This window comes from Maribacter dokdonensis DSW-8, from assembly GCF_001447995.1.
In the GTDB taxonomy this organism is placed as follows: Bacteria; Bacteroidota; Bacteroidia; order Flavobacteriales; family Flavobacteriaceae; genus Maribacter; species Maribacter dokdonensis.
On the sequence record NZ_LDPE01000002.1, the window covers coordinates 802,962 to 815,625 of the forward strand.

Sequence of the window (12,664 nt, forward strand, 5' to 3'; positions counted from 1 at the left end):
TTTTACATAGATTCTTTGGTAACGATTAATGTAGCCTTAGAACCTGCGGACAACAACCATTTGTTGGAGTAAATCAATTCTCCTTTATCGTTATATACATCAACCTGAGCAGTATTTGGGGCAGATGACCCATGGTTAAGTGCTTCAAAATCTAAGCGGTTAAAACCATCTTGTAAGTCTACATTGATTCCTTTGAACGCTCCGGTTAATAGCAGGTTTTGTTCTACGACCATATCGTTCATATAAATCTTAACACGGTCTCCATCTACATATTCATGGTCTCTGCAAACAATACCAATAAATTTTCCGCTACTTTTTACATCCCCAAGATATTGATCAGGAAAATATTGACCAGATCCATTTAAGCGTTCTCCAGGAGCTACTTTTGGGTCAATTTTCATACCGGTTCCTGCTTGTACCAATTCTTCATCGGGTAACATTTTTACAGGGTTCTTGCTGTTCATGTCTAGACTTGGCTGTTCTTTGATCAATGAGGGCATTTTAAGAACGGGGCTAGCGGTTCCACTAGAATTTATAGGGTTTGCTTTCTCAATTTTCAATGGTTTGGCAGTAGGTAAATCTGTTTGTGCAGAAACCTGTGCCATGGAAAGGGAGAACAAAACAATAAAAAGATAATAAAGGTTTCTCATCTAATCTTTACATTGGGTGAAATAAAGATAACAAATACCCTGCCATGGGCACTTAAGGCGACGTTAAAATAAGTATAGGATAGTGTTTTTTCGATAAACGAACTAGTCTATTTCAAATTTTCCCTTAAGAACGAAATAAAATTTCCGTTCATTATTTTCTCAATGTCTTGAGGTGAATACCCTCTGTTTTCCAATAAATGAACACATTTTTGCAAATCTGCAATGGTATCTACATCGGCAGGACCTTGTTCTTTTCCAAATCCGCCGTCCAGGTCAGAACCTATACCTACATGATTGGCATTACCTGCAAGTTGACAAATATGGTCAATATTATCGAGCATTTGCTGTAGACTTACGCCTGCAGATTGCGGTGTAGAAACCCCTCTTTCCCAATGTGGAACCATCATCCAAGCATCAAGCACAACACCTATAATACCTTTACGTGCTATAATTTCCTTGATTTGTTCATCTGTGAACTGCCTATGGTGGTTAACTAGGGTCCTGCAATTATTATGGCTGGCCCAAAGAGGACCGTCATAATTCACCATGGTTTCCCAAAAACTGATATCACATAAATGGGTTACATCTAAGATTATTCCTAAACGTTGAATTTCCTTTAATAAATTTCTTCCCTTGGCACCAATACCACCAGATGAGTTGGTACCATGTGCGTATGTGCCAGGACCGTAATGTGCAGGTCCAATGGCACGTAACCCTTGATCATATGAACGTTGTAGGTATGAAACGTCTATGATAGAATCTGCACCTTCTAAACTTAATAAATACCCAATAGGTTTCTTTTCTTTATCGGTTTTCCAAAGTTCTAGGTGCGCATCAAGCTGAGTTTTGTTGGTGATTTGAACCATTTCTTTAGCATCTTCCATGCTTTTGTACCATGCTAACTGCCCTTGTGTTTGCGCCCAAGCCTGTTGAGGTGACTTCCATCCCGGTAATGTATTGTCTTTATGGACATAACGGGCAATTTGCGTTGCCATACAGAGCCCGATATTACCTTTTCGCATAGCATCTAATGATACTGTATTGTTACCTCTATCTGGTTTATCGGTCATACCTTGCTCACCTTTTCTAATATCTTCAACAGACCAGGTAAGGTCACGGTTCCATTCCATGGCGTTCATGGACAAGTCTAAATGGGCATCGAAAATGAACATACTTATATCGTAGATTTTTGGGTTCTTGCAGTTACTGGCCAATGATCTATAACTATATTATCCTTAACAACCGTAAGGGTATCGTATTTGGCTACGGTAGGGCAAATATGTTTAGGAACTGCGTAATGCACATCCCCTACCTCAGGTATGGTAAGGTCGTCATACTCAACGACCAAATGCTCTTCTGACTGACTAATTTGCTTACTGTGCTTTAGGTCTAAAAATGCTATTCTGGGAAAAGGCATTTCAGGTGCTAAGGATTTATGACCAAGGTCAAAACAAAGAATGCCCGTAGTTGGTTTACTCAGAATACGTGTCATTAGTACAGCTGCAGGCAAAAAATGCATCTCGGGAAAGAGACTGCCATAACCGGCATCCCAAAGTAAAGTAGTGCCCGGGCTGGCCTCCACGCCATCTTGTTTACAGTGAAAAGGAAAAGTCGGTGAGCCACCGGCCACTATTTTAGGACTTGGTATGTCAAGTTTATCAATGTTAGCTTTTAAGCTCAATACAGGTTCAAATGCAGTATTGCATTCTGCCTCACGAATAGTGGGATCTGTATGGCGTAAATGACCATCATACACATGTAAGCCTTCGGCAATTAAATGCTCATGTTCGCTTAACTCTCGATATAGGGCCAATGCCTTTTGATCAGGAGCTATACCCGTTCTGTTCATGCCGCTATTAATATCTATCCACAGCGGAATTTTAATGTTGTTGGCTTTAGCAAGGTCACCTAAAAGTTGCAAAGATTTAGAGTTGTCAACAAGAGTGGAAAACTTGGTATTGCCGTATGCTTTTATAAGTTCAACAAAACGTTTGGTGTTAGGTCCTATCGGTTGCATGGCCAACAGTACATCTTTTGCCATGCAATTACCAAGTAATTCAGCTTCTGCAATGGTAGCGCATTTAAATTTTTGAATACCGGCATCCATTTGCATAGCAATGATATTGGCGTTTTTGTATGTTTTTACATGCGGACGCAAGAAATTTACATCGCCCCTCATAGAAATCATTAATTCAATATTATGTTGAATTCTATTGGGATAAATCAATAGGGACGGAGAAATTACGTCTTCCGGATGGGTCAATGAATACCAATTATTGTCTTCCATATCTTTTAATGATGTAGTTCAAAATGTGCCTCTATCTCTACAGGAATACCGCCAGGTAAAATCATACCAACCGCACTACGAACACCCACACCGTTATCTGGTCCAAAAATCTCTGCCATAAGTTCGCTGAAACCATTAATGACCAAAGGTTGTTGCCCAAAATCTGGGGTAGAGTTGACCATGCCCAAGGTTTTTACGATTCTTTTTATTTTGTCAATGTCGCCAAAATGGGTCTGTATGGTAGATAGCATGGTTAAAGCTACTTGCTTTGCCGCTACTTTTGCTTCTTCCATTGTCATGTCATGACCTGCTCTACCCACAATCAAAGAACCATCATTTTGCATTGGTCCTTGCCCTGAAATGTAAAGAAAATGATCCACCACCAAAACGGGTTTGTATAATCCTGCCGGAGGTGGGGCAGGGGGTAATATGAGTCCTAATTCCTTAATCCTTTCTGAAGGTTTCTTTTGCATATTTAATTGTTTAAATGAACATATTTATTATTAGAACACCTACTAATCCCATAACACCTACGGTGGTTTCCATAACTGTCCAGCTTTTTAGGGTGTCGTTTACGGATAGGTTGAAGTATTCTTTGAATAACCAAAAACCACTATCGTTTACATGGGACAACATTAAACTGCCCGATCCAATGGCTAGCACCATTAATTCTGGGCTAACACCGGTACCTTGCACCAATGGCAATACAATACCTGCAGCCGTTAAGCCAGCGACAGTGGCAGAACCCACACAAACGCGAATTACGGTAGCGATCAGCCAAGCTAAAATTAATGGAGAAATGGAAGATTGCTCTAATATTCCGCCAATATATTTACTTACGCCACTATCTATCAATACTTGCTTTAAGGCACCAGAACCTGCAATAATCAAAAGTACCATGGTAATACCCGTAATGGCACTGCCAATAGAGTCCATAACTTCTTTCATACTTTTACCGCGACCCAAACCTAAAGTATAGATTGCTACCAAAACTGCAATAAGCATGGCAATGGCGGGGTTGCCCATAAAAACCAAAATCTTGGTGAGAAAGAAATCTGCCGGTAGCAAAAGTTGGGCTAGTGCTGCAATGGCAATAAGAATTACTGGTAAAAGTGCGCTGATAATACTATTTGCCATGCTTGGCATTTCTTCCTCTTTTAGGATGATGGGGTTTAGAAATTCCTTTAAGGGAGTTGCATTAATGTTTTTTAAAGTTCTTGAAAAGATAGGGCCAGCAACAATAATTGCAGGTATGGCAACTATAATACCGTATAACAGTGTTTTGCCAATATCAGCATTGAACATGGACGCCAGTGCAGTAGGAGCAGGGTGCGGAGGTAAATATCCATGGGTGACAGACAGCGATGCCAGCATGGGTAGACCTACATAAAGTAGTGGTAAGCCGGTGGCTGCTGCAATAGTGAATACCAATGGAACTAGGATTACGAAACCTACGGAATAAAACATGGGAATACCTACAATGAAGCCGGTTAAGACAACGGCCCATTGAATGTTCTTTTTACCAAATTTTTCTACTAAATGGGTGGTGATTCGTTGAGCGGCACCACTATCGGCAACTAATTTGCCCAACATGGCACCAAGTCCTAAGATAATAACTAGAAATCCTAAAATATTACCAATACCTTTTTGAATGGAATCTACGACACTGATAGGTTCCATGCCTTCGGCAATACCCACAAAAAGCGATACGATAATAAAAGTGATAAAAGCATTGAGTTTAAATTTTGCAATGAGAATGAATAGGAGTAAAATTCCTAGAATAACAATAAATAATGGCATATTAAAAATGAGTTAGTTAAGTTGATCATCTAAATATACCATAAAAAAAAAGCCCATCATATATTATCTATTTATGATGAGCTTAAACATTGTAATTCTATAATTTATCAGTCATCTCGGGTGAGATGGTCTTATAGATCAATCCTGCTAAAATGGCTCCGATCATTGGCGCCAACCAAAATAGCCAAAGTTGATCTAGCGCCCAGTCACCAACAAATAATGCCTGACTGGTACTTCTTGCAGGATTTACAGATGTATTGGTGACAGGAATACTAATTAGGTGAATTAAGGTTAGACAAAGGCCTATAGCCAACCCGGCAAAACCTCGTGGTGCCTTGGTGTAAGTAGATCCCAGTATGACGAATAAGAAAATAAAGGTCATCACAAGTTCTATAGTAAAAGCTGATGTTAAATCATACCCTCCAGGTGAATGTTCATTATACCCGTTAGAAGCAAATCCACCAAGTTCAAAACCAGCTTTGCCGGAAGCAATTAGAAATAGAATGGCTGCTCCGGCAATACCGCCCATTACTTGAGCTACGATGTAAGGAAAAACGTCTTTACCCTCAAAACGACCACCTACCCAAACACCGATAGTTACGGCGGGGTTTAAATGACAACCTGAAATATGACCAATGGCGTAGGCCATAGTTACCACGGTTAAACCGAAGGCCAAGGAGACCCCAACAAAACCGATTCCTAATTCTGGATATCCTGCGGCAAGTACGGCACTACCACACCCACCTAAAACTAGCCATAAAGTACCTATAAATTCTGCAATAAACTTTTTCATTTTCTTAAGGTTTAATTGATTGTATGTATTTAGAAACCAAAAGTTTAATGAAGTCACAATTTTTTATGAGTTTTATTGATACTGTTAATGGTTAGATATTTAATTTTTTACATAAAATATAGTTAAATACCTTTTTTTAATCCGAATAGAGGGTGCAGAGGTTTTATTTTTAATATGATTAAATGATAAATTAACCAACATATTAAAAATGTACCTACGATTAAAATTGTAGCTTTTAAAAGCAAACTCCATTGCAAATCTTTTATGTAATATGCAATTCCTACGGTTACGGTTTGATGAAGAATGTAGAATGGGTAAACAGCTCGATTGGCATAGCTCAAAAGTGGACTAGGTTTGTTCTGATACTTAGCGGCATATCCTAATAGCACTAATATCCATGACCAAAGATTTACGATTTTCAGAAAAGCTTCGGTAAAGTGACGGGTGTATCCGTCTTCAAATTGCCAAGTAATAAGCATTCCTATGAAACATATAATTCCTAAGTAAAAAGCTTTTGTGCGTATCCTTTCGATTGCATTCCAAAGAATAGGTCCGCAAGCGACCATGACAAATCCGAAGAAGAATAAAGTCATGGAAGAGAAAAAATTAAACCAATCATTAATTAGGTCATGGGTTATGTCATAAAAAGGTTCTAACAAAGACTCCAATAAATATAAAGGAATCGTAAAAATGTATAGTCCGTATGGTTTTTGAATTACCTTGCTAATCCAACGTATATACCTGTTTTTATTATTTTTCATATAAAGGAAAAAAGGAGAAAGCAATACGGAAAAAACTAGTAGATACGGAAGAAACCACAAGTGGTGCCAACTTAAATTGCCTTCTGGGTAAATGCCGTCATAGGCTATAGTGCTCAAGTAGCTCCAATACGAACCTTGAAATTGACCTTGTGCCAATCTTTCAAAATATACCTGTGGAGGAACAATAACGAGCATACCGAAAACAAGGGGGATCCCTAAACGCAAAAATCGCTCCTTATTAAATTGCCATATATTTCTTTTTGATAAGGCATAGAACGTACCCATACCAGAAATTAGAAATAATATTGGCAGTCTCCATTGATTTAAAAAAAGCATGGGCCACTTCAACCAATCATAGATGTTGTTATTTTTTATATGCCAACCCCAAGGCACAAAGAACATACCTGAATGATAAATGATTAAGAGTGAAAAAACGAATACTCGCAACCAATCGATATCATACCTTCTAAACTTTTTTTCCATAATCTAGTGATTTTCATCAAAGTTGAATTTTAAAATCAGGAATGATAAATTTTGGACATTACCATATGTCCTGAATTACAATTTTGGAGAAATTGACTTTGCAAATTTAGAGGGAGATATACCCGAAATCTTCTTGAAAGCATTGTAAAATGCAGACTTTGACTTAAATCCTACCGTCTCGCCAATAGCTTCAATGGTTAGATGACTAAATTGAGGGTCTACTAATCTCTCTTTAGCTAGATCAATTCTTTTGCTATTGATATAGTGATTAAAATTAGAACCAAAATCTGAATTTATAGTTTTTGAAATTTGATTTGGATGAATAGCTAACTGGGTGGCAAGATTTTTTAAACTGGCTTGGCTATTTGTATAAAACAAGTTATTGTCCACGAATGTTTCAATTTCTTTAAATGTAACTTCATCTGCTGCATTCGAAAGCGTTTCATACTTATCTGCAACCCATGATTTTTCAAAGAACTTAGATTTGGAAATAATAATGTATGTGGTGGCAAATGCTACTAAAGTTTGGAAAATGGCAATAAAATGGTCTCCGCCATCGTCGTCATATATGTAGAAAACTACAAATAGAAGAATGAAAAAAGTACAGAGTATAATGGCAGAATTACGTGTAAAAATGTATTTGGCAGACTTAAGGTTTGCTTTATCTGTGTCATTTCTATAGCGTTCTTCTTTAACTAGTTTTAGTGATAATAGCGTATATAACAGTAAACTAAATAAAATTAACCAATCAAATATATCTTTAATGTGATGGTATGAATAGTTAAATGTGTCTGGAACCGAGGCGGTACCTAAATTACTATAATACGCACCTAAATAAGCGTTTAGTTTAACCGAAACTGGAGCTGTGTAAAACGGAATCTGTGATAAAAGATAACCTAGCGGTAAAATTAAGTTCCACCAACCTTTACGTATAGAAATAGGTTTTCTTTTCAAAAATGCATAAATAGTAAAGTATAGAAAAGGACCTATAAGCAAAACAAAAACTTCAGAAGAATCATTCCATTCAAGAAGGTGTTTTATGAGTCCGGTGTAACACAAATAAGTATCCAAAAAAACCAGTGTTCCAAATAATAATAAAAATGCAAAATAGAGTAGTAATCTATTATTCATGCTTTTTACAAAAAGTACGATACTTAAAAATAGATTTTGCGCCACTCCTAATAGCATTATGGTAGAAGTAAAGTTATGTCTAATAGGAATTTGCGCTATGAGGTCTTGAAGCGTATCCATCTTATTTATTATCTAAATAATCTTTCAACTTCTGTGGACCTTCCAATAAAATGCGAACCACGCGTAATGTACCGTCATCCGTGGTATTAATTTGCCATTTGATTAGGGAAATAGATCCTTTTTCAATTTCTATTCCAGTAATACTTCTTGGGTGAACGCAGCTACCATCGTTAAAGAGAGGTATATCTCCAGGCTCTGGAAAACGAGGTCTGTGGGTATGACCTACAACAGTAACTTTTAATCTGTTCTTTAAAATCCATCTTTTAATACGGCGCTCTACTTTTATGAGTTCAGTGTAGTTTTTTGCGGGTGAAGTAGGGTCTGCTATGCCCCATACTTGTAGGGGTTTCCACAGTACCCTTACCAAAAATCTGCCCCAACGCCAAAAAGTGTAATTCCACCAATCTGCTTGGTGACCATGGGTAAGAAAAACTTCTTGTTGGGTTTCTTTATGTTTTAGTATAAGCGCTTCATGGTACTTTATGCCTTCAAATAGTGATTTATCTTTATCATCTATAGGTTCAAAATAGCTAGATAAATGCTTTTTTACATAAGCTTCATCCTTGTAGACCATATCATGGTTTCCCCAAATCATGTGAAGTCTTTGTTCTAAATGAAATTGCTTCAATAATTTAAAAACATTTTTATGGGCTTCAAAAATAGATTCAAAATGAATGTTCTCCCAAAGCTCATCTCCATCACCTAGTTCACAGTAATCAAAACCTTCTGAATAATAGAATTTTAAGGCGTGGTAGTAAATGTTTCTATTGTTTGCAAAATCGTCTGCAAAACTGTTATCGCCCCTATGACAGTCGCTAAATAGAATAAATTTTGAAGTGTCGTCAAACGGAATAGTTTTAGCGTTTTCATAAGCTCTATTAAGTCTGTTTTCCGATGACATACTGTAATTTTCGCTAAATATCCGAAAATCCCGTTAACCATAATGCTATAGTTGGTCAAAAAATAGGGTTGGTTTTGTAACTTTACATAAAATTAGTAGACTAACCAGAACATGGGAAAGCACGATAGAATGAAAATGCCGTTTAAGCACCTCATAAGTTTTGAAAAACTTCTTACGAAGTACGATGAACATTTGAAAGGTGACGACCCTTTTTTGGCAGCTACCGCCGAGCGTATTTTGGCTGTGGAAAAAGGATTTCCTGAATTACGGAATGGTTTTTCTGATTTTTCTTTATTGGAGAAAAATAAAGACTTGATCGATCGTATTTTACAAGATACGTTTACAGAGGCTTTGAGCAGTAACGAAATAAAGGTAGCTACCTTGCCCTACCAAGGTGTTATTATAAAATCATCTAAACGTTTTCAAAGTATAATTCATGAAGCCGGTGACGGTTATGAACCCCAAATAAGAAACGTTGGGGATGATATGGATTATATCATGAGCTGTGTGGTAGTATTAAATTACTATTATGGTTATAAGCTAGATTTTAGTAGACCATATTTTTATGATATTCCAGATGCCAATGGCGTAATGCGTCACTATCGTATTTTATATAATGCAGATTTTATTGATGTTATCCCTACGGACAAGGCAAAGGAAGTAACCCAAGAAGATGTAGACGAGTTATTGGCAAACCCAACTGATATTAAGCTTTGGAAGGAGAAGATTCCGCCAGAAAGTTTTATTTCTAAAGGATTTGTAATTGCCAATTTGTTCGATGTTACCATGGAGCAGGCAATTTCAAATATTAAGTCGAAATTAATCTCAAAGGACACTTTACAACCTGTAAAGTTTATGAATGATTTGCAGGAGACCTTTAAATCATTCTTTCGTTTACCTAATATTAAAGTAGGTTTTGCTTCTTTTGATGCCAAAAAAGATCAGTTTGAAGAAGTTGCAGGTATTGGTTTTGATAGCTTTCTTTTAAGGGGTAGACATGCAATTGACTGTAAAGTAGCATTGTGTGAGGAATCTTATCATAAACTAATAGATTTCAACTCTTATTTTACCATTACGGATATGGATCGTATGGTGGGGCAATCTGGTGAAATGCAGCCATATAAAGGGCTACAGGATCAAGGAGTGCAAAGTGCCATATTTGCGCCAATAGCATATGAAGGTAAGTTATTGGGTATTTTAGAAATAGTTTCTCAGAAAAAAGGAGTGCTCAATGGCGTTAACGCACAAAAGTTAGATGATGTAATGCCGTTCATTGTTTCTGCCGTAGTACGTACCAAGAACGAAGAGAACAATAGAATAGATGCTATTATTCAAAATGAATGTACTTCTGTTCATTCTTCGGTGTATTGGAGGTTTCAGGAAGAGGCCAAAAGGTTTATGCAAGATGAAATAGAAGGTAGATCACCTTCTTTTAAGGAAATTGTTTTTAAAGATGTATACCCATTATTTGGGCAAATAGATATAAAGGATTCTTCCCAAGCAAGGAATTTGGCAATACAAAGAGATTTGATGATACAGCTTTCTGAAATAGATAGTGTATTGAATATTGCTTTGAAAAAATGGAATTTACCTATCTATGAAGAGTTGATCTTTAGGGTAAACAATCACTTGGATAGTATTAAGGAAATGCTCTACACCAATAGTGAACAAGCTATTTTCGATTTTGTTCAAGATGAAATTTCACCGGTTTTTGAACATCTTAAAAAAGCGGATAAGGAGATAGAAAATCATATACTGGCATATGAGTCCAAAATAGATATGGGTACCGGGTCTTATTATGATCATAGAAAAAATTACGATGAAAGCGTAACCTTGGTCAATAAAACCTTATCGTCGGTTATTGATAAAAGACAGGAAAGTGCCCAAAATATGTTTCCACATTACTATGAGCGTTATAAGACAGATGGTGTGGAGCATAATATGTACATTGGATCTTCTATTTCAGAGAGTAAAGAGTACAATCCGTTATACCTAAATAATTTAAGATTATGGCAATTACAGGTAATGTGCGAAATGGAAAATACACATTACTCGTTAAAACCCAAATTACCTGTACCGTTGGATGCGGCATCATTAATATTGGTATATAACACATCTTTATCTATTCGTTTTAGAATGGATGAAAAACAATTTGATGTAGATGGCACGTACAATGCCCGTTATGAGGTAATTAAAAAGAGAATAGATAAATCTTACATTAAGGGTACAGAGCAAAGATTGACCCAAAAAGGAGTATTGTCAATTGTGTATTCACAGAAAAAAGATGAACTAGAATATTTGAGGTATATCAAATTCTTGAAATCTAAAGGATACTTTACCAATCAAATAGAAATTGTTGAGTTAGAAGGTCTTCAAGGCGTGTCTGGTTTAAAGGCAATACGTGCTCAAATTTTATATAAAAGAGAGCAAGAACCAGAAAAAACCTATACTTACCAGGATTTAATGGATGCTTTAAAAGAATAGTACCTGGCTTAATAACTCAAGTTTACGATCCGGACCAAAGAATTTAAATGAAACGGCAAATGCTATGACCGAAAGGATCATGCCGATCATGAATATGGTATATGTCCATCGTAAAAGAGCGTATTTTCTATTTAATACAATTCCAAGAAAGTAAAGATCTTTGGTCAAAGAGGTATAAATGTAATCTTTGTCCTTTAGCATTTCTTGTATGGCCCATTCATATTCGCTCAGTGCCATTTTATGAAAATTACCGAAGAATAACAGGTTTACATTTTTGTTTTTTACATCGTCTTTAGTGAATTCGCCACTAGTAACGTTAGGTCTTGTTGCCAATACTGCCAAAATCATAGATACCACACTAAAGAATACAAAGATTACGGTAGGGTAGATTAAGTAATCGTTAGATGGGTTATCCAATTTTGGAATTAGATTGGAGAGCGCCAAAGAAATTATTATGGCATTGACCGATAATAAAATATTGGCTTTGGTATCCGCAATATCACTAAGGGTAATATGGTTTTTTAAGGTAACCCTATAGAGTGTTTGAATGCCACGATCAGGACTTTCGCTCTTAAATTGCGCTTTTAGTCGTTCTTTCTTTGCTAGTTTTTTCTGTGACTTTTTGTCCTTAACTAGCTTTCTTAAATTCTTGTCTTTTTTTTCCAGCCAATTCTCCTTGGCGTAATCCGTATAGAATTGATGGTCAGTTCTAAATACTTGAATATTTAGGTCTAACCATTCTTTTTGAGAGTAATTTTTTAAGCCAAGTAATTTAAGTTCTTCGCGCAAAAGGTCAGACGTTTCAAGATAACTGCTTTGTGCAAAATGAGAAGAATCCGCATCGCGAATAATCATGTCCATTTCATTACTTGGGGTTGCATTCCATTTAGTAGCAAGAATACAGGACTTCACTTTTGCTATTAATTCTTTTGCATAACCTTCTTTTGATAGAAACTCTTCGGCAATTTCACAACTACTTTCTTCGTGGTTTTTAGTACCTTTTGTGTAACCAGTATCGTGTAGCCAAGCTACTAACAGCAAAATTTCCTGATCCTGATCCGATAGAGAACAAGATTCAAGTAATTGTTTAGTACTTTTAACGACTCTTTGTGTATGTCTTAGATTATGATATAAAAACTTATGATCCAATTGATTGGTTAGTAAGTCTGTTACAAATTGTTGTGTGTTATCTAAGATGTCTGACATGGAAATTGAATAATAATAACCCAAATTACGAAAATTTAAAGAGGGCAA

11 protein-coding genes are annotated in these 12,664 nt (G+C 36.5%); 1 reads left to right on the forward strand and 10 read right to left on the reverse strand.

All coding sequences use genetic code 11. The annotated features are described in order from the left end of the window. Positions 1-2: 2 nt before the first annotated feature. The 9 genes from I600_RS13075 to I600_RS13115 all read right to left on the reverse strand — a co-directional run bounded on the left by I600_RS13075 (position 3) and on the right by I600_RS13115 (position 8,926). On the reverse strand, positions 3-650 hold the full coding sequence (locus I600_RS13075) for a hypothetical protein (protein WP_058104974.1): 648 nt from the start codon (positions 648-650) through the stop codon (positions 3-5). A 107-nt stretch (positions 651-757) separates the two neighbouring features. Continuing rightward, entirely contained in the window at positions 758-1,822 is a 1,065-nt protein-coding gene (locus tag I600_RS13080) for a dipeptidase (RefSeq protein WP_058104975.1), read from the reverse strand. Between the two features lie 2 nt (positions 1,823-1,824). Continuing rightward, on the reverse strand, positions 1,825-2,937 hold the full coding sequence (locus I600_RS13085; RefSeq protein WP_058104976.1) for a D-TA family PLP-dependent enzyme: 1,113 nt from the start codon (positions 2,935-2,937) through the stop codon (positions 1,825-1,827). Between the two features lie 5 nt (positions 2,938-2,942). Beyond that, positions 2,943-3,410 (reverse strand): RidA family protein, encoded by a 468-nt coding sequence (locus I600_RS13090; protein ID WP_058104977.1) that lies wholly within the window; start codon positions 3,408-3,410, stop codon positions 2,943-2,945. A 10-nt stretch (positions 3,411-3,420) separates the two neighbouring features. Next, positions 3,421-4,737, reverse strand: a complete 1,317-nt coding sequence (locus I600_RS13095) for a gluconate:H+ symporter (RefSeq protein ID WP_058104978.1) — start codon at positions 4,735-4,737, stop codon at positions 3,421-3,423. A gap of 97 nt (positions 4,738-4,834) precedes the next feature. Beyond that, positions 4,835-5,530, reverse strand: a complete 696-nt coding sequence (gene aqpZ / locus I600_RS13100) for an aquaporin Z (protein WP_058104979.1) — start codon at positions 5,528-5,530, stop codon at positions 4,835-4,837. A gap of 122 nt (positions 5,531-5,652) precedes the next feature. Further along, entirely contained in the window at positions 5,653-6,774 is a 1,122-nt protein-coding gene (locus I600_RS13105; RefSeq protein ID WP_058104980.1) for an acyltransferase family protein, read from the reverse strand. Positions 6,775-6,849: 75 nt separating this feature from the next. Next, complete coding sequence (locus I600_RS13110) at positions 6,850-8,025, reverse strand: helix-turn-helix domain-containing protein (protein ID WP_058104981.1); 1,176 nt, start codon at positions 8,023-8,025, stop codon at positions 6,850-6,852. A 1-nt stretch (position 8,026) separates the two neighbouring features. Next, entirely contained in the window at positions 8,027-8,926 is a 900-nt protein-coding gene (locus tag I600_RS13115; RefSeq protein ID WP_058104982.1) for a metallophosphoesterase, read from the reverse strand. 111 nt (positions 8,927-9,037) lie between these two features. Between I600_RS13115 and I600_RS13120 the strand changes: the two genes are divergently transcribed. Beyond that, a complete protein-coding gene (locus tag I600_RS13120) occupies positions 9,038-11,410 on the forward strand; it encodes a GAF domain-containing protein (protein WP_058104983.1) in 2,373 nt (790 codons plus the stop codon). Here the strand turns inward: I600_RS13120 and I600_RS13125 are convergent. After that, positions 11,399-12,616 carry a Pycsar system effector family protein gene (locus I600_RS13125; protein ID WP_058104984.1) on the reverse strand — a complete coding sequence of 406 codons (1,218 nt, stop codon included), beginning with the start codon at positions 12,614-12,616 and terminating at the stop codon, positions 11,399-11,401. The two genes, I600_RS13120 and I600_RS13125, sit on opposite strands and share 12 nt — an antisense overlap. Positions 12,617-12,664 lie beyond the last annotated feature (48 nt).